Source organism: Rosenbergiella metrosideri (assembly GCF_022602565.1).
GTDB lineage: Bacteria > Pseudomonadota > Gammaproteobacteria > Enterobacterales > Enterobacteriaceae > Rosenbergiella > Rosenbergiella metrosideri.
Window position 1 is genome coordinate 1,273 of the sequence record NZ_JALBCV010000003.1, and the last position, 18,443, is coordinate 19,715.

At 47.6% G+C, this 18,443-nt stretch carries 23 protein-coding genes; 20 read left to right on the plus strand and 3 right to left on the minus strand.

Translation table 11 applies throughout. The features are described from left to right. The 17 genes from MKR94_RS04515 to MKR94_RS04590 all read left to right on the plus strand — a co-directional run. Window positions 1–471: pentapeptide repeat-containing protein (locus tag MKR94_RS04515; protein WP_422047499.1), on the plus strand; the 471-nt coding region annotated here is incomplete at its 5' end. A gap of 12 nt (window positions 472–483) precedes the next feature. Further along, the gene (locus MKR94_RS04520; RefSeq protein WP_241645639.1) at window positions 484–711 is read left to right on the plus strand and encodes a hypothetical protein; all 228 of its coding nucleotides are present in this window, start codon (window positions 484–486) and stop codon (window positions 709–711) included. A gap of 48 nt (window positions 712–759) precedes the next feature. Then, window positions 760–954, plus strand: a complete 195-nt coding sequence (locus tag MKR94_RS04525; protein WP_241645641.1) for a hypothetical protein — start codon at window positions 760–762, stop codon at window positions 952–954. Window positions 955–1,066: 112 nt separating this feature from the next. Continuing rightward, entirely contained in the window at window positions 1,067–1,288 is a 222-nt protein-coding gene (locus MKR94_RS04530) for a DUF551 domain-containing protein (protein WP_241645643.1), read from the plus strand. A gap of 144 nt (window positions 1,289–1,432) precedes the next feature. Then, the gene (locus MKR94_RS04535) at window positions 1,433–2,479 is read left to right on the plus strand and encodes a coiled-coil domain-containing protein (protein ID WP_241645645.1); all 1,047 of its coding nucleotides are present in this window, start codon (window positions 1,433–1,435) and stop codon (window positions 2,477–2,479) included. A gap of 19 nt (window positions 2,480–2,498) precedes the next feature. Beyond that, window positions 2,499–2,633, plus strand: a complete 135-nt coding sequence (locus MKR94_RS16945) for a hypothetical protein (RefSeq protein ID WP_277755601.1) — start codon at window positions 2,499–2,501, stop codon at window positions 2,631–2,633. Window positions 2,634–2,745: 112 nt separating this feature from the next. Beyond that, window positions 2,746–3,066 (plus strand): hypothetical protein, encoded by a 321-nt coding sequence (locus MKR94_RS04540; protein ID WP_241645647.1) that lies wholly within the window; start codon window positions 2,746–2,748, stop codon window positions 3,064–3,066. Next, entirely contained in the window at window positions 3,066–3,887 is an 822-nt protein-coding gene (locus MKR94_RS04545; RefSeq protein WP_241645649.1) for a PD-(D/E)XK nuclease-like domain-containing protein, read from the plus strand. Before MKR94_RS04540 ends, MKR94_RS04545 begins: the two co-directional genes overlap by 1 nt. After that, complete coding sequence (locus MKR94_RS04550) at window positions 3,887–4,453, plus strand: hypothetical protein (protein ID WP_241645651.1); 567 nt, start codon at window positions 3,887–3,889, stop codon at window positions 4,451–4,453. The genes MKR94_RS04545 and MKR94_RS04550 overlap by 1 nt, the downstream gene beginning before the upstream one ends. Beyond that, entirely contained in the window at window positions 4,446–4,913 is a 468-nt protein-coding gene (locus MKR94_RS04555; RefSeq protein WP_241645652.1) for a single-stranded DNA-binding protein, read from the plus strand. The genes MKR94_RS04550 and MKR94_RS04555 overlap by 8 nt, the downstream gene beginning before the upstream one ends. 55 nt (window positions 4,914–4,968) lie before the next feature. Beyond that, a complete protein-coding gene (locus tag MKR94_RS04560) occupies window positions 4,969–5,478 on the plus strand; it encodes a hypothetical protein (protein ID WP_422047504.1) in 510 nt (169 codons plus the stop codon). Beyond that, complete coding sequence (locus tag MKR94_RS04565; protein ID WP_241645654.1) at window positions 5,472–6,014, plus strand: phiTE_072 family protein; 543 nt, start codon at window positions 5,472–5,474, stop codon at window positions 6,012–6,014. The genes MKR94_RS04560 and MKR94_RS04565 overlap by 7 nt, the downstream gene beginning before the upstream one ends. After that, window positions 6,011–6,415, plus strand: a complete 405-nt coding sequence (locus MKR94_RS04570; RefSeq protein WP_241645655.1) for a hypothetical protein — start codon at window positions 6,011–6,013, stop codon at window positions 6,413–6,415. The genes MKR94_RS04565 and MKR94_RS04570 overlap by 4 nt, the downstream gene beginning before the upstream one ends. A gap of 167 nt (window positions 6,416–6,582) precedes the next feature. Next, the gene (locus MKR94_RS04575) at window positions 6,583–6,816 is read left to right on the plus strand and encodes a DUF4060 family protein (RefSeq protein WP_241645656.1); all 234 of its coding nucleotides are present in this window, start codon (window positions 6,583–6,585) and stop codon (window positions 6,814–6,816) included. A 277-nt stretch (window positions 6,817–7,093) separates the two neighbouring features. Next, a complete protein-coding gene (locus MKR94_RS04580) occupies window positions 7,094–8,137 on the plus strand; it encodes a tyrosine-type recombinase/integrase (RefSeq protein WP_241645657.1) in 1,044 nt (347 codons plus the stop codon). A 698-nt stretch (window positions 8,138–8,835) separates the two neighbouring features. Then, window positions 8,836–11,010: a ferric-rhodotorulic acid/ferric-coprogen receptor FhuE gene (gene fhuE, locus MKR94_RS04585; RefSeq protein WP_241646001.1), complete on the plus strand. Its 2,175-nt coding sequence runs from the start codon at window positions 8,836–8,838 to the stop codon at window positions 11,008–11,010. A gap of 71 nt (window positions 11,011–11,081) precedes the next feature. Then, window positions 11,082–12,140, plus strand: coding sequence for a YncE family protein (locus tag MKR94_RS04590; protein WP_241645658.1), 1,059 nt, complete (start codon window positions 11,082–11,084; stop codon window positions 12,138–12,140). A 93-nt stretch (window positions 12,141–12,233) separates the two neighbouring features. On the opposite strand, the gene queA is transcribed toward MKR94_RS04590, so the two are convergent. Continuing rightward, complete coding sequence (gene queA, locus MKR94_RS04595) at window positions 12,234–13,304, minus strand: tRNA preQ1(34) S-adenosylmethionine ribosyltransferase-isomerase QueA (RefSeq protein ID WP_241645659.1); 1,071 nt, start codon at window positions 13,302–13,304, stop codon at window positions 12,234–12,236. A 99-nt stretch (window positions 13,305–13,403) separates the two neighbouring features. Between queA and MKR94_RS04600 the strand changes: the two genes are divergently transcribed. The 3 genes from MKR94_RS04600 to MKR94_RS04610 all read left to right on the plus strand — a co-directional run bounded on the left by MKR94_RS04600 (window position 13,404) and on the right by MKR94_RS04610 (window position 16,083). Continuing rightward, window positions 13,404–13,985 carry an acyl carrier protein phosphodiesterase gene (locus MKR94_RS04600; protein WP_241645661.1) on the plus strand — a complete coding sequence of 194 codons (582 nt, stop codon included), beginning with the start codon at window positions 13,404–13,406 and terminating at the stop codon, window positions 13,983–13,985. A 115-nt stretch (window positions 13,986–14,100) separates the two neighbouring features. Continuing rightward, complete coding sequence (locus MKR94_RS04605) at window positions 14,101–14,703, plus strand: peroxiredoxin C (protein ID WP_048911659.1); 603 nt, start codon at window positions 14,101–14,103, stop codon at window positions 14,701–14,703. A gap of 111 nt (window positions 14,704–14,814) precedes the next feature. Then, entirely contained in the window at window positions 14,815–16,083 is a 1,269-nt protein-coding gene (locus tag MKR94_RS04610) for a mechanosensitive ion channel family protein (RefSeq protein WP_241645662.1), read from the plus strand. A 28-nt stretch (window positions 16,084–16,111) separates the two neighbouring features. Here the strand turns inward: MKR94_RS04610 and MKR94_RS04615 are convergent, their stop codons facing one another. Together MKR94_RS04615 and qhpR are read right to left on the minus strand one after the other, a co-directional pair. Beyond that, entirely contained in the window at window positions 16,112–17,296 is a 1,185-nt protein-coding gene (locus tag MKR94_RS04615) for an MFS transporter (protein ID WP_241645665.1), read from the minus strand. Window positions 17,297–17,366: 70 nt separating this feature from the next. Beyond that, a complete protein-coding gene (gene qhpR / locus MKR94_RS04620; RefSeq protein WP_241645667.1) occupies window positions 17,367–18,434 on the minus strand; it encodes an AraC-like transcriptional regulator QhpR in 1,068 nt (355 codons plus the stop codon). Window positions 18,435–18,443 lie beyond the last annotated feature (9 nt).

An 18,443-nucleotide genomic window follows, 5' to 3' on the forward strand; every position in this document is an offset into this window, starting at 1 on the left:
CTGCACGGTGCCAACCTGCGCGGTGCCGACCTGAGCAGTGCCAACCTGAGCGATGCCAACCTGCGCGGTGCCAACCTGAGCGATGCCAACCTGCGCGGTGCCAACCTGCACGGTGCCAACCTGCGCGGTGCCGACCTGAGCAGTGCCAACCTGAGCGATGCCAACCTGCGCGGTGCCAACCTGTACGGTGCCGACCTGAGCGATGCCAACCTGCCAGATCACACATATGTAATCATGGGAATGGATTACGCGGTAACGATTACATGCGGGGAGTATCTACGAGCAGGGTGCCAGAATCATAGCATTGATGACTGGCGAAAATTCAGCAAGCGGGAAATTGTGAAAATGGACGGTAGAAAAGCTCTGAAATTCTACCCTCGCCTGCTGGATGTTATTGATTTTTATCTTGGCAAGGGTGATAGGCCGGAATGGCTTAATGAGCCGGATACTGACAATAAAGATGTAGATTAACGAGGGTGAAATATGACAACACCATATATGCCATCTTGCTTTCGAAACCTGCCAAAGAAAAGAGTCAAGCCACGCAATCAGGCCATCAGGGACGGAAAGATAGAGGTAATCAACGAGGCTATTGTGATGATTCGGGACGAGTTACGGCAGAGCAAATTGCATGGCCTGAATATTTATTACGAACGAGCATATCTTGCAGCGATAACCAAGCTGGAAGTTCTGCGCGATGAGATTAAGTGAACTGTCCGGAAATTCAGGATGGTTGGTAAATTTTAATGGGAGTAAATCATGATTAAACGCGATGGCACTGGCTTCCCATGCCGACATAAGAAATCACTGGCACCGTATATTGCTTACTACAACCCTGTAGAGGCGCGATTCGAGTTCGAGCCACTCGGTAACACTCGCAACATTAAGAAAGGCTTCGTAGGTCATTACATGGAGTTTCCTGAGTACATGGAGCCAACGGGGACTATGCAATGACAGATAACCATCGGTTCTACATGATTCTCACGGCGGGATTGATAGCGTTCTGGTCAACGGTTATTGGGATGCTTACTTGGGGTGTGATTAGTTACTTTAACGGGGGTTGGTGATGGAGTGGATTAAGTGTAGTGAGCAGATGCCAGATTCACGAGTTGATGTCATTGGCATCCATATTGAGGGTTATCCGATTATCGTCCAATTTGATGGTGATGTTGAGTTTTATTGTGGTGAGGATTCAAGGGGTCGAGGTTGGTGGCTAAGAGAATCAATGTACGAGCCATTGCTTAGTTATACCCACTGGATGCCATTACCTACCCCACCTACCGGGTGACCCCCTATAGCTCATTTAAGAGTGGGCTATGTGGGTAATACTGCCCTAAAAGATTTAAGCACCTACGGGTGCTTTTTTTCGCCCTCATATCAGCGCCTATTCAATGAGTGGGCGGTTATATGACAAACATTCAGGAGAGTGAATATGGAAAGCACTGAATTACAGCTTTATAGCCTGCCCGAGTCATCAACTGACCTTGAGGCGGCGTTTATTAGTGAGGATTACACCGACCGGCTGATTGAAGAAGTTCGCAGTAAAGCTAAATCAGTCGTGGGTGACCTAAACACAGCTAAGGGGAGAAAGGCATATATCAGCATGGCGGCTACCGTCCGCAGCTCAAAGGTAGCTATTGATGATGCTGGCAAGGCATTAGTCGCGGAAATGAAAAAGCGCCCTGCATTGGTTGATGCTAGCCGTCGGAAGATTCGTGAAGCACTGGACGAATTGGCTATCGAGATTCGTCAGCCAGTTACCGATTGGGAAGCTGAGCAGGAACGAATTAAAGCCGAAGACAAGTTCAACGCTGACCATGCCGAAGCTCTGGAGATGAACGCAGCCTTTGATAAGGCACTCGCTGAGCGTATCGAATCAGACCACGAAATCGCCCTGCTCATGAACGACAAGATTGACCGTGACCGAGCAGAATCAGCCCGCATCGCTGAGCAGCAACGCATTGAGTATGAGCAGCGTATCGCCCGTGAAGCTGAGGAACGTGCTAAGCGTGAGGCAGAAGAAAAGGCACAGCGTGAGCGTGAAGAATCAGCCCGCCGCGAAGCTGAGCTAAAGGCCAAGGCTGAGCAAGCTGAGCGTGACCGCATCGCTGAGAAAGAACGTGCAGAGCGTCAGGCCAAAGAATCTAAAGAGCGCGCTGAGCGTGAAGCCAAAGAGCAGCAAGAACGCAGTGAACGACTAGCCCGTGAAGCCAAGGAAAATGCCGAGCGTGAGAAGCAGGAAGCTATCGAAGCAGAACGCCGTAAAGCACGAGAGGCTGAGCAAAAACGTCTAGCAGAAGAACAGCGCCTTAAGGATGAAAACGAGCGACGTCAGGCTGACGAAAATCACCGTAAGCGCATCGGAACCGATGTAGTAAACGCTCTAATTAATGTTGTTGGCCTCAATCGAGAACAAGCAATCAGCACCTTAACAGCTATTAAAGATGGCTCAGTACCACACACCAAAATCAATTATTAATCATATCGGAGTATCGCCAATGAAAACGTTCATCGGCGGCGTCATTGGCGCTGCTACCAACCTATTTAATCGATTTAAACAATTCACTACCACTCAATTAGACCGCATTCAGCAGTTCGTTAACGATGCGGCCAGACCGGAGGCTTATGCGTGACATACATCATCCAAAATTCTGAACTGGTCATAGCGTTTAACGGCTCGGTTCATATCTACCCAAATGACGATGCAGGATTTTCGGCAATGGTTACTGACTTCTGGAGGTCAAAGTGAACACTCAGGACGTGAGAGAGATAAAGCAGATTATCGCAGACCTCAGGTCAGGCTCTAATCGTGAAGCAAACGAAATCATCAAGCAGCGTACCGACAGCGTTATTGAACCTATCAAATCAAACCCAATCACTCAGCTTTTAACTGAGTTAGGCGCTACAGACTACACAGAGCAAGCCGTAGGGTTTCTATTCGACCACGATATGCAGGCACAAGAAGACGGCATGGACTGTCTTTATAAGATGGTTGAATCACGAGTTATCGCTGAGTACGCATTAGAGATTCATGACCATCGCAAGGATTACCGGGGGGCTGCGTAATGGAGCCCGGTATTTACCACAGCCTTTCAAATGCCGATTACCACGCTGACCCAGCAATAGGCTCTACTTCGGTAAAGCAAATTAGTGTTAGCCCGGCAAACCTCTACTTTAATCCATTCAAAGGAGGTAAGTCGGCGCACATAGGGAGCGCCATTCACGCAGCAATACTTGAGCCAGATGTATTTAAGCGTGATTTCTACCAGCTTGCCGATGGGCTGGATAGACGCTCACCTGATTACAAATCAGCAGTAAAGGATTACGGCGCCGATTTCATTCTGGTAGGTAGCGAAGTCGAAACGGTAAATAAGATGGTCGAGTCAGCGCGCATGAATCCTGACTTTATAGATTATATGCGCTCACCTGGACATTCAGAGGTATCGATGTTTGCCAAGTGTGACGTGACCGGGTTAGACCTAAAGTGCCGTTTCGATAGGCTATCGGAGTTATATCCTTACCCCTTAGACGTGAAAAGTTGCCAAGACGCCACGGAACGGCGATTTAGTCAGGACTTCGGGAAGTGGCATTACCATATCCAAGCAGCCTTTTATCTTCACGTTTTGAGGCTTACCACTGGCAGAGAATTAAATCAGTTCTGCTTCTTCGCACTACAGAATAAAGCACCTTATCAAAACTGCATGTACTTCATCGGTGAAGACTCTCTCGAACAGGGAAGAAAGCAGATGTTTGAGTCTCTCGAAAAACTAGCCGAGTGCATGGAAAACGAATCAGCCAGATATGAGGGAATAGTTCTCCCATCATCTGAAATAAACATCCCTTCCTATCTCTTCGACGAAGAGTATGACGACGAGGTACTTATCTAATGGACTTATCACAAACAATTATTCCTCGCTCTGACCAGCTTAACTTTGAGGACGTCCAGAGCAGCAACATTACAGCAGTAATTAAATCTGTTCGAGCTGGAAATAAAGAGCAGCCAGTATTTATCGATTTGGAAGGGTATGACGGGCGCCCCTACAAACCCTCTAAGTCAATGCGTCGAGTTCTAATTGGCGGTTGGGGTAATGATGGTCATACGTGGGTAGGTAAATCTTTAACACTTGCTGGCGATGCTTCAGTGCGGTTTGGTGGGGTTGCCGTTGGCGGGATTAAGGTGAAGGCCATGAGCGATGTAGAGGACAATTTCTCGCTAATGCTCACCGTGTCTAGGGGGAAACGTGTTGAGCACAGAGTTGAAAAGCTTGTGGTTCAAAAAACGTGCCCTTTAAGTTGGTTTTCCGAGGAGGCGATCAAGGCTCCATTGAAGCGCCTTGAAGCAATTTATCCAAAAGTAAGAGAAAAACTGAAGGATGATAGCGAATCACTAGCCAAGTTAGACAAAGTATATCAAACCAGAAAATCAGAATTAGAGGGCGTTAACAATGGCTAGTCGTGGGGTTAACAAGGTAATACTCGTCGGAAACTTGGGACAAGATCCTGAAATTCGGTATCTGCCAAATGGTGGGGCTGTCACCAATATCACTCTGGCCACTTCGGAAAGTTGGCGTGATAAGCAGTCAGGCGAGCAGAAGGAAATCACAGAATGGCATCGAGTAGTTCTGTTTGGAAAGTTGGCAGAAGTTGCCGGGGAATATCTGCGTAAAGGTTCACAGGTTTACATCGAAGGCCAGTTAAGAACTCGCAAATGGAAAGACCAGTCAGGCCAAGACCGCTACACCACGGAAGTTGTAGTGAATGTCGGCGGTACTATGCAGATGCTAGGTGGTAAGCAGGAAGGCCAGAAATCAAATAGCAATCAGCAACAAGGACAGCCGCAACAGCCTCAGAACTCAATACCGCCTCATAGCAATGACCTACCAATGGACTTTGACGACGACATCCCATTCTAGCAACCCCATCGCCAAGGAAGGCTAACTTATAGTGGAGAGCAAAGTGGATAAGCAAATTAAAGAGCGCGGCATCATCTTCAACGGTGAAATGGTTAGAGCCATTCTTGATGGGCGTAAAGCGCAGACAAGAAGAATTATAAGCCCTCAACCAGAACTTACAGAGCGGTCTGGGTTTTCTTGGAAAGGCGCGCTTTTTGGTGCAGGCAGTGACGACAGAGAAACTAATCGTAATTTTGCTCACTGTAGATGCCCTTTAGGTAAGGTAGGTGATCGCCTATGGGTAAGAGAAACCTGCTATGCAACTAGATCTACCCCTCATGGAATCAGAGCAGTTGCCTATCCGGCAGACAATGAGATCAAAATTATTGAATACGCTGACCAACACATAGAAAAGTGGGGAACCCTATTTCACTATCGTAATGGTGATGGTCAGAAAGTGCCATCAATCCATATGCCCCGATGGGCTTCCCGTATAACGCTTGAGATTACTGATATTCGGGTAGAGCGCAATGGTGAACAGTGGGAATGGATAGTCGATTTTAAGCGAGTGGAGGCAGCATGTTAACTGTTAAAAAAAATGACGTTCTTTCACTAACCATAACTGGTGCTGAGAGGCTAGACCCGATTCGGGTAATGATTGAAAACTACGAGCCCGGAAAGGGAAGGATTACAGTCACTTGTTACGTTCAGGCATGGACAGGTGCTTGGTTTGCTATGGGTGGTGATACGGTTCAAGAATTTATTCAACGAGTCAGCAATGATTACCTTATCGGCTATTTTGATAGGTCGCTAGAAAGCACCATTGATGACGATAATGAAGAAAATATTAATTTCGTCCAGAAAGAAATAATCAAACTCCGTAGGTCTAATGAGATAAATAGCACTGAGGCTCGTGATATGTGGGATGAATCTATCGGCTCAGGAGACGTGAAGGAGAAGGTCTGCAATTACCAACTAGCGAATTGCCTATTGAACCTATTTGGCGATGACCCATTCTATGCTGGCTGGCCTACCATTCCGAACCCTAAATATCAATACCTATCAAGAATAATTGATGCAGTTCGCGCGGGGCTTAAAGAACTTGAATTGGAGGCAGCATGATTGCATTAACACAAGAGAAGCGTGAAGAGTTGGCTAACTACGCCAGAGCGCGGCTAGCATCTCATGTAGTATACGGTGGCTGTAGTGATGAAGAAGATATATTCAAGATAGCCCTAGCATCACTAACGGCAGAGACATTCCTATATGCTGTAGATAGTGATGTCGAGGATAAAATCTATACGGTTTTGTGCAGTGAGCATGAAGTTGGGTCTTACCCACTTTACACCGCCCCGCCAGTGCCGGAGATTAAGCTGCCAGATGATAATTCATGTGAAGATGGATTAAAGAAGCATGGCTTAAGAACAAAATCAGAAGGTATTAGCCAGCTTTCTGATGGGTTTAGGTGTGGATTTTCATGGTATGAGAACGAAATCAAACGCCTAAACGGATTGGGGGAGTGATGGTTACTTTATCGATATTACATTTTTCAATTGTCTGCGGATTGTTAGGGGCTGGATTCATCTGTGCCCTAATTCTTCTTATGTTGGCTATTGGAGGGCATATCAGGACATGAAAGATATTCAGCCTAAGCATGATCTTGTGTGTGGTGAAGTAAGAAGGAGTTCCAGTGCGTGAAGTTATTCGCGGTGATACCGAGCCAGTGCATATTGTGGTCGACAGTGCAGCCATTGATAAGCACCGATTAAAGTACGGAACTGGCAACAAGTATCACCATGTCGTGTACTCAGTCGGGTATCGTGACCGACATTATCAAATCGAAGTGGTAACAAGAAAGACAACCATATCCGCAACGGTAATCACCGGATGCAGGAACCTATCAAGAGTTCACCACGAACAATAAATCAACCCACCCTATTCCCGCATCGATAATCGGCGGCATCGTCATGTCTGCGGGAAGGTAAAGGAGAAATTATGGCGTTTATGAAAATAAATCAATACGCGAAAAAGATAAGCGTCTCCCCTCACACCATAAGGAAGAAGCCCGAAGCTTACTTCATGTTTCGGGTTGGTAATTCTTGGCGTGCGGACAATGATTCAATTAACAACTTTAAGTTATCTCAGCGTGGTGGTAATAATGCCATCAGGCTGGCTATTGCGGAAAAGAAAGAGGAATCGCAATGCCGATATATAGAAGAGGTAAAACGTACTGGATCGACATATCAGCGCCAGATGGCAGCAGAGTTAGAAAATCTGCTAAAACCCAAGAGAAAAATAAGGCCCAGCAACTACACGACAAGTTAAAGCATGAGCTTTGGCAGGTTTCTCACCTGGAGAAGAAGCCAGAGAGATACTTTGATGAACTCATGGTACTGGCCCTGCGTGATGCTGACGGGCAGTCTGGTTATGAGAATAAGCAGATTTACGCCCGTTACTTTATTAACTATTTCTCTGGCAAAGAGTTGTCGAAAATTTCAGGAGAGCGCATTACTGATGCAATTCCCACTCACTGCTACAGGACACGAAAGCCGCTATCTAACGCAACGAAGAACCGTTACCGCTCATTCGTAATGCGGGCTTTCTCTTTGGCTTATAAGAATGGATGGATTGATAAAGTCCCGTATGTCCCTTTGCTGAGAGAGCCAAAGGTAAGGGTTAGATGGATTGAGAAGCATCAAGCTAGAGTGCTTATTGATAACCTGAGTCATGATTGGATGAAGGCTGTCTGTTCATTCGCTTTAATGACCGGTGCGAGGATGAGTGAAATACTCACAATGAGGTGGGAGAGTGTAAATCTAGTTGGCAGGGTAGCAGTCGTTACAGCGGACAACGCGAAGTCTGGTAGGGCTAGAGCGCTCCCGCTGAACGATGAAACTATCGACTTGCTAAATAATCTTCCGCGCATTGGAGATTTTCCGTTTACGACTAACGGTGATTTTACCCCATCGATTAACCGTAACGACTTTGCCAACGCATTAAAGAAGTCAGGTATTGAAGATTTCCGCTTCCATGACCTGAGACACACTTGGGCAAGTTGGCACGTACAGAATGGAACACCGCTAATGGCACTGAAAGAAATGGGTGGTTGGGAGAAGTTGGAAATGGTAAATAAATATGCTCACTTATCTGGCGAACATTTGAGCAAATTTAGCGGCATTGTCACATTTTTGGCACAGTCCGAAAATAACAAGCTATCACAGCCAAAAATATCACTCGTAAGTTAATGATTTAAATGGCTTTAATTCTAGCTTGTAATTTCCTAGCAAAGAAACACATCAGAGAAACAGTCTGATTAGATGCAACGAGTTACACACCAGAAATCGACGGGACGTGAGTCCATTCGTCCGTGTTAATCTTTGCAATGTTGTGCCGGTTTAGTCCTTGTTCAAGACTAAATTTCGACACAGTTAATTTCCGCGCTAGGATGCTACCATAAAGTTGATGATTTCCCTATCCCGCCGCCTACTGCCAATCCCCCTTGAGCGTTGCGTTCAGTCGTTTTTTATTTATCCCGCTCACATGACTGAACGACTCACGGCAAAAATTCCGCCTATCCAGCAATTTCTTTTATCTTCATCTTATTACGCTGAATTAAAGATAAATAATACTTCACTGAATTATTTATCACTCTCCCTCATAATGAGTTCAAATCAACGTACTTACGCCACAAATCCTTATTAAATATAGGGTTTTCCTACATCGTCAAAACTATTACAAATTGAAGAAAATAATCATTTCCTACAGTAAAACTAATGATTATGATTAGCCTTCTCATTTACACGCATTGCCATTAATTGTTGTCTTCTCTGCCATCAACTAACAATAAAGGCACACAGCATCTAAATCTTTTCGATTTATAGGGATAACTATGTCTGCTTCTTGCAGAAGGCCAGCCTGTTTTATTGCACACCACATACCACCGATGAATAGGGTATTCACACTGTCGCTACTAGCGCTCTCTATCCATTCACTTATTGTATCTCCTGAAGCACAGGCTGCCGACACAACCGGTTCAGCCACCAATGCGTCACAACAAGACGTGGTGGTCTACGGCGCAACTACCGACAACACTGACGACCAGAGTAAACAGGACTATCAGGTTAAAACCACGCGAGCCGGAACAAAATTACTGCTGACACCACGCGATGTCCCACAATCGTTAAGCGTGATCACCCAGCAGCGCATGCAGGATCAACAACTTCAAACGATTAACGATGTGTTGAACAATACAACAGGGATCACTAGCGAACAGGATGACAGTGAAAGGGCCTATTACTATTCCCGCGGTTTTAAGATCACTAACTTCACCTTTGACGGTATTCCCACCGCGATGGGGGATTCATGGAACTACGGCGATACCGCGTCAGATACCGCAATTTACGATCGGATTGAAGTCGTCCGCGGGGCAACGGGGCTGATGACCGGGGCGGGTAGCCCTGCTGCCTCGGTGAATATGGTGCGCAAGCATGCTGACAGTAAGACGGCTACCGGTAATTTACAAGCCAGTTATGGCAGTTGGCAGAAGCAACGGTATGTCGCTGATCTTTCCACTCCCCTTAACCAATCCGGTTCGCTACGTGGCCGAGTGATTGCCGGTTATCAGAACCAAGATAGCTGGCTGGATCGCTACACCAAAAACACCAAATTCCTCTATGCAGCAATTGATGCGGACTTAAGTGAACGCACCACGCTTTCTCTCGCCTACGACTATCAAGATGCCGATACCAGTAACCCGACTTGGGGAGGAAATCCGGTCTTCTACAGTAACGGAACACTGACGCACTATCGACGAGGCCTCAATTCCGCCGCCGACTGGACCTATTATCACACCACTGTGCGTAAACTCTATGCCGACCTAGAACATCATTTCGACAACGGTTGGATCGCCCACTTAAACGGTACCCACGCTGAAAACACCTTCAGCGATAAACTGCTGTATGTTGGCTATCTCAGTATGCCCGATAGAGATACTGGTGGAGGGGCTGACGGCTTTGGCAGTAAAGATCGTGGGAAACGTGAGCTGACCTCTGTGGATGGCTATGCAAGTGGCCCCTTTACACTGTTGGGTCGTCAACACCAACTGATGATCGGGGTAAATTACAGTCGCCAGCATAATGCTACCTATAGCAGTAACGGAACAACTAGTGAAGATGGCAGCGAGATTACCAGCAGTGATATTGGTCTCTTTACTAATCATTGGAACGGCGATATCGCCCAACCGACTTGGGGGGATTGGTATCAAAACGCTGATGACATCATTCGTCAAAAGTCTGCCTATACTGCTGCACGCTTTTCACTTGCCGATCCTTTAGCCTTAATAGTCGGAGCGCGTTATACCCAATATCGTAACGATGGTTCGAGCGGCGATATGGAAAAAAACAATCTGACGCCATATGCCGGTATTATTTATGACCTCAATGATACCTGGTCAGCCTATGCCAGCTATACCTCTATCTTCCAGCCGCAAACCTATCGCGATAGTACCGGCCATTATTTATCACCGATTACCGGTAAAAGTTACGAAACGGGACTAAAATCAGCGTGGGATGATGGACGACTCACCGCGACTTTCGCTATTTTCCGTATCGAACAAAATAATGTGGGTCAGGAACAAGATGGCGTCTATGTCAATAATAGCAGCGAGCAAGCCTATGTTGCGACCAAAGGCGCTCGCAGTAAGGGGGCGGAGTTTGAGTTAAACGGTGCCATCACCGATAACCTACAAATGACCTTCGGCGCAACCCGCTATGTCGCGACGGACTCTACCGGACGCTACAATAGTAATCAGCCGCAAACCGTCTTCAAACTCTTTAGCCGCTATCAGCTCCCTACTCTGCCCGAGCTGACGGTTGGCGGCGGGATTACTTGGCAAAACCGAGTGTTCTGGGACGTTGCCGCCCCTGATGGCAGCACCCAACGGGTATATCAAAGCAGCTATCCTTTAGCGAGCCTGTTTACGCGTTACCAGATCAACAAGCAGGTTGCGGTACAAGCTAATATTAACAACCTCTTCGATCGTACTTATTACACTTATAGGAACAATGATGTCTACGGTGAGCCCCGTAACGTCTCAATCAGCTTATCCTATCAGTTTTAATTACTCAGGCTAACGTCCTGCCCGTCAGGACGTTTATCTCTACCGGTTTGAAGTTAATCAAGGAGTTTAGTATGAGAGGAAGCTTTCCCTCACTTAAAGCATTGTACTCGGCACTCTTAATGACCACCCTGACGGCACCGACAGCCTTCGCCCAACAAGCACCATCCGTAGCCTCCTCACCTGTAGAGCGGCAACTGGGTGATGGCTTATATGAATTGGCCCTGATTCCCGGACAAAATAAGCTCTATGTTGCGAGTGCACAAAGTTTTAAAGACGTTAATGGTGGCGTGATCTATCGTTTGGATCCCACCACTCTCGCCATCACCGGTGAAACGCATACGGACCTTAAAAATTTTGGTATGGCTATTGATGACAAGGGCCAGTTCTTCTACACCACCAACTCGCTTGATGGAGGGGTCTCTAAAGTTGACGCCCTGACCGGAAAGGTTATCGAACGCCTCTTTTTTAAAGGTAAAGACAAAGATGGCGATCCTATTGGTGCGCGGGAAATCCTCTTCCACAACAACCAACTCTATATAGGTCGTGTTACCGATCCCGGTTATATCTCGATTGTCGATGCCCAAACCATGACCTTGAAAGGGAAAATAGACAATGTCGGCAAATGGGTAACAGGGATAATCTATTCCCCATCAACTCAACGTATTTATGCGGCAAGTGGTAGTGGCGAAATAGCGGTTATCAATCCTACGAATAATAAAATTGAACATCGCTGGAAACCTGATGATGGACAGAAGTACCTGTTCCTCAATATGGCGGAAGATCCTACTACGGGACGTTTATTCGTCACCGATAATTCCGAAGGCAAGACGACTTTAGTCTTTGATGAACATTCTGGAAAAGTGATTAAGCGACTCCCAGGTGATGCCTTAGGGATAAAGTTTAATGTAAAACGCCACGAGGTTTATATTAGCCAGCGTGAATCGAAAAAGGTTATACAACTGGATGCCACCAGCCTAACGCCAAAACACGTTTGGTCATTCGGCGGTCATCCCAACAGCCTGCTGGTGTCACCTGACGGTAATTCGTTGTATGTCACCATCAAACAGGACTTTAACGAAGATAACACCACCAAAGGTCCAGATAGCGTGGCGAAAATTTCGCTGAATTAACCGGGGGCTTAAGGCCTTTCCTATCCTGCCTTAAAACCTTACACCTAAAAAAGGGGCTTAAATTAGCCCCTTTTTAATTATAGGGGTGCTTCCTTAGTCGTCCATCACCTCATTGACCGCTTGCGGGTTTTGGGTAATAAACATCGCATCACCGTAACTAAAGAAACGATATTGCTGTTCCACCGCTTGCTGATAGGCGTGCATCGTGTTTTTATAGCCGGCAAAGGCAGAGACCAGCATAATCAGCGTCGATTCAGGCAGGTGAAAATTGGTAATTAACGCATCGATAACTTGATACTGATAGCCCGGGTAGATAAAGATCTGCGTATCATCGAAGAAAGGCGCGATAAGCGCGTTCTCCGCCGCCTTGGCCGCACTTTCTAAAGAACGTACCGAGGTCGTCCCCACCGCAACCACTTTATTCCCTCGTGCTTTACAGGCCAATACGGCATCCACCACCTCTTGCGGGACTTCAGCGTATTCAGCATGCATAATATGATCTTCGATGCTCTCAACCCGCACTGGTTGAAAGGTCCCCGCCCCCACATGTAAGGTGACAAAAGCCGTTTCGATCCCTTTTTGACGTAATGCGTCCAATAAAGGCTGGTCGAAGTGCAGCCCTGCTGTCGGAGCGGCGACGGCACCTGGTTTCGCACTATAAACCGTTTGGTAAAGCTCGCGGTCAGCCTCTTCATCGGGACGATCGATATAGGGCGGCAACGGCATATGGCCGATATGGTTGAGGATATCTAACACCTCGCGATCATCATGAAACTCAATTTCAAACAGCGTATCGTGACGAGCGACCATGGTGGCCCGTACAGCTAAAGCGTCACCCAATAGCAGTTCCGCGCCCGGCTTCGGTGCTTTCGAAGCACGAACGTGGGCTAAGACCCGCTTATCGTCAAGCATCCGCTCCACCAGCATCTCAAGCTTACCGCCACTGGCTTTTTGACCATAGACCCGAGCGGGGATCACCCGAGTATTATTAAATACCAGCAAATCACCGGGTTGTAACTTATCCAGAACATCGGTGAAGACGCCATGCTGTAACTCTCCCGAGGGCCCGTCTAACGATAGCAGTCGGCAAGCGCTCCGCTCAGGTTGTGGATAATGGGCAATTAACGACTCAGGTAAAGCAAAGTTAAAATCAGCAACGCGCATGGTGACTTATTCCGATAAAAATTTAGGCGCACAGTGTAACGGAAAAGGGGGCATTACAGAACCTTTGGCTTTTAGGGCAACTCAGGTAATAATGGCAGCATGAATTTTCTCGCTCATCTCCACCTCGCCCAGCTCGCCAGCAGCTCCCTCACCGGTAATTTACTGGCGGACTTTGTCCGTGGCGATCCCGCTGGCCGCTGGTCGGATAGTATTGTGGCTGGGATCCAAATGCACCGTCGGCTGGACAGTCTTTCTGATCACTTGCCAGAGGTCCGTGAAGCGAAACAACGCTTTACGCCGGAAACTCGCCGCGTCGCCCCCATCGCATTGGATGTGATTTGGGATCATTTTTTAGCCCGCGACTGGTCAGCCTTCCATCCTCAGCAAAGCTTAGCCGAATTCTGTGCCGTGGCTGAACAGACCATTGCTCGCGATTTGGCTCAGACGCCTGATAATTTCCAACATCTTAATCGTCTTATCTGGCAGCAACGTTGGCTAGAACGCTATGCCGAGCTGGAGAATCTGGAGAACGTTTTTCGGCAAATGGCGCAGCGCCGACCGCGCCTCGTAATGTTGGCTAACTGTTATCAAGATTTCATAACCCACTATCGCGAATTGGAAGCCTTGTTTTACCGTTTTTATCCCCGATTAATGGCACAGGCAACAGAAAAACAGCTTTAAAGTCCCCCGCCACTTCTTGGGTTCTGATACACTGCCTTCGCGCAACAGACGCAGGATCGGCTCATCTTGAGCCTGTGTCCTAAAACGATTTTATTCATTAACACTTGGAGTATGTATGGTACTTGTGACTCGTTCAGCCCCTGATTTTACCGCTGCGGCAGTTTTAGGTAACGGTGAGATTGTTGAGAATTTTAACTTCCATAAGCACATTGCCGGTAAACCTGCCGTACTCTTTTTCTGGCCAATGGACTTCACTTTCGTTTGCCCTTCAGAGCTGATTGCATTCGATAAGCGTTACGCTGAATTCAAGCAACGCGGTGTGGAAGTCGTTGGCGTTTCTTTCGACTCAGAGTTCGTGCACAACGCATGGCGTAACACGCCAATCGAAAACGGCGGTATTGGTAAAGTGCAATACGCGATGGTTGCCGATATCAAGCGTGAGATTCAACAAGCTTACGGTATCGAACACCCAGAAGCTGGTGTTGCCCTACGTGGTTCATTCTTAATCGACAAAGACGGTGTGGTTCGTCATCAAGTCGTGAACGATCTGCCACTTGGCCGTAACGTTGATGAAATGCTGCGTATGGTTGACGCGCTGCAATTCCACGAAGAGCATGGCGAAGTCTGCCCTGCACAGTGGGAAAAAGGTAAAGAAGGCATGGGTGCATCACCAGAAGGTGTTGCGAAGTACCTGTCTCAAAACGCGGCGAAGTTATAATCGCCTTGCCCCCTAAGACGTTAGGGGGCACTCACTTCGTGTAAGGAATTGTCGCGCCGTAAACTATCTCTTTGCAGCCCTTTTGCTAGCGTTGCCCTTTCTAGGATGATTATGCAACTTCCACTACAACATTGGCTTCAGACCCTAGGTCTTACTCAGTACACCGATATTATCGCAACGCTACTCATGCTTACCGCGATGATTTTCATCTCTCTGATTATTCACCTTTTACTTCATAAACTGCTGTTACCGATACTGAAAAAACAGTCAGAAAAGAGCCAACACCTTTGGCCAAAATCGTTATTTAAACATCGCTTATTTAATCGTGCGACCTGGCTATTACAGGGCGTGCTGTTTCAGACATTCCTGCATATCCTATTTGACCCACAGAGTATGCTATTCGTCGCGCTGACCACTCTCTGCCAACTGTGGGTGATGCTCTTCAGCTTACTGATCGCCTTCTCACTGCTCGATGTTATTCAAGCGGTGACGGCCAAAAGTGAATTTGCCAAACAGATCCCGCTGCGGGGCATCTTCCAAAGTATTAAATTAATTATGGCGATTTTAATCGCTATCTTGATGATTTCGCTATTATTAGGAAAGTCGCCCGGCACCTTGCTAACAGGCTTGGGCGCTATGACCGCCGTACTGATGTTGGTCTTTCGCGATCCCATTCTTGGCTTGGTCGCCGGAATCCAGCTGTCCGCTAACGATATGCTGAAGATTGGCGATTGGCTGGATATGCCAAAATACGGTGCGGATGGTGCAGTCATCGATATCAATTTAACCACGGTTAAAGTGCATAATTGGGATAAAACTATCGTTACTATTCCCGCTTATGCCTTAATTTCCGACTCCTTTAAAAACTGGCGAGGGATGTCAGAATCGGGGGGCAGACGTATAAAGCGTAGCGTCAATATTGATACCACCAGCATTCACTTCTTATCGGAGACCGAGATCGACCGACTTGGACAAGCCCATTTACTCAGCCCCTATTTAGTAAATAAGCAGCAAGAGATCAGTCAATGGAACACCCAGCGCGATAATCAAAATGCGTCGTTACTCAATCATCGTGCATTGACCAATATCGGCACCTTTCGTATTTGGCTGGAAAATTGGTTGAAGACGCACCCACAGATACGACAAGATATGACGCTTATGGTGCGGCAGCTAGCGCCCACCGAGAACGGTCAACCTATTGAGATTTATGCTTTCACCAATACAGTTGTCTGGGCAGAGTATGAAGCGATCCAAAGCGATATTTTCGACTATCTCTACGCGGCACTGCCTGCCTTTGAATTACGCGTCCATCAAACCCCAACCGGTACCGATATAAGGGCACTTATGCCAGGCCGGACCGATCTACAACGCAATAGTTAAGATGAGGGGGCCTGCAGGCCCCCTGATATTATGCTTGTTCTTTAACGCGCAACAGCAACAGTAGAGAGATAACCATGAGTACGGTTGCTAAAACATAAATCGCCTGATGTCCCAGCAGATCACTCAAAAGCCCTTGGCAGAGCCCAGCGAAGATCATCCCCGTCGAAACAGAATTGGTAAACAAGGTGGTCGCCGCCCCCGCTTTCCCTGGCATCAAATCTTGGAACCACAGCATCACCAATCCTGCCACAATCCCAATAAAGACAGCATTCAGCAGCTGGATCACTAATACCCCTGTTTGATGGTGACATATCAGCATGGCGGGATAGAACAGTAGGCCACATACCGCCGCGACGATCACCAAGGGCCGTTTACCGACCCGTTTGGCCAAATAGCCAGCCAGCAGCATCACTGGGATCTCTAACCCTGCGGCGGTCCCCATCAACACCCCTGCAAAACTTTCGGGCATACCCAAGCTGTGGCTGATATAAAGCGGCATATCAATGATATACATCAGATTACAGACCCACATCAGCACCGAGGCCGCAAACAGGAATCGCACATCCGTCCGTTTCAAGCCACTGGCTGCACTTTTCGCTAAATCCTCTGCCGGATAAAGCCTAGGTACGCTAGGTAGGGTCGTTTTAATTAATATCAACGACAACAGAAATAGCGCCGCGGCGACAAGATAGAGGGTAATAAACCCATAGTTTAGTGCCAGCGCGAAGGAGATCGGCGGGCCAATCACCCAGGCTAACGACATTTGCGCCCGCATCACCGAGCTAAACATCACTACCTCGCGGCCAGTGCGATCGGCATATTCTCGGGCCAGGGCAAAGAGTTGCGGCATGACGACGCTGGTTAATGCTGAAAGGATCAGTCCTAAAGTAATCAGCACCACATATTGACGCACAAAAGCAAACATCAGCGCATTGGCGATGGCCATCGCGCAGCAAAACATCAATAAGCGCCGACGGTCCCCTTTGCGGTCTGAGCGTTTGGCTAATATAAAGCTGATAATAATACCCGTCACGGCATTGATGGTGAAAAATAACCCCACCATAAACGGTTTAGCCGCTAACTCTTGGCTGAGATAAAGACTGAGGGTAGGTGCCTGTAACGCTCCAGCGATGCTGACAAAAAAGGTCACCAGCATAAACATCATAAAAACGGGGTTTCCCCCTTTCGGGGCGGGCGGGGTAAAAGATTGCATAAATGGCCTATAAGACTAACGCCCTACCTGCGGTAAGGCATGGGTCAACATGAGGCATTTATCATAGCATTTACAGAATGATCGAGGTATCCGCAAAACGCCTTTCCGTTTGCGACTGACGCCATTGGCGAGGACTGGTACCGAACCAGCGTTTAAACGCCCGCGAAAAGGCGCTCACTTCCGAATAGCCAAGTAACAATGCCATATCCGTCACCGATATATGTGGCTGTTGCAGAAAACTCATCGCCATCTCCCCGCGCACTTTATCCACCAATCCGGTAAAACTGACGCCCTCTTGACGTAACCGCCGCTGCAGTGACCAAGGCGTCATCGCAACCTGTTCAGCAATCTGTTCAAGTTCCGGCTCACCCTGCCCTATCGCGAGCTGGACCTGAACCCGAATCTGATCGATTAAGGGCTGAGTCGAGACATGGCCATTTAATTGGCGAATGGCATCTTGAGTCACCGTCAATAACATCGGATCGCTATCAGGCATACAGCGTAGACCATCGCTTTTCGGGATCACCATGCAGTTAGTCGGTTGGTCAAACCAGATCGGGGCATCGAAAACTTTACAATGTTCATGCCATGCCGCGGGCCGCGGGTGTTCGAAATGGATCTCTCTCGGTGCCCAGTGACTGCCCAGCGCATGACGAATCAAGTTTAAGAACATACAAAGGGTTAACTCGGCATCTTGTCGACGTTGAAGGATTGCGCCGTGACGCACTTGATAATGCAGTTGCCAGCTATCACCCTTATCCACTAATTGAATCAGAGTATCGTGTTGGTGATAGGGGAAAGCACGCACAACATTACGTAACGCTTGTTCTAAGGTGGCTGAGCAGATGCCGATATAGCCGATCAATCCTAAGGATTGCGGCTTAAATTGTTTACCATAATAAAGGCCGAAGTTATCGATGCCAGAATGTTTAGCTGCAACTTCCATAACACGACAGTAATTGACTAAACTTAAGCTCATGGTTGGGTTTCCCAGTAATTCTGGGTCGATCCCACTCAGGCCAAACACCCGATCAATATCCCCGCCTTGATGCGTAATAAATTGGCTCAGTCCACTCGCGGCTGCCGCTAATACGCCATGATGAGCGGCTTGCTGAGAGGAAGTGAATAATGATTGCATGGTGATGAC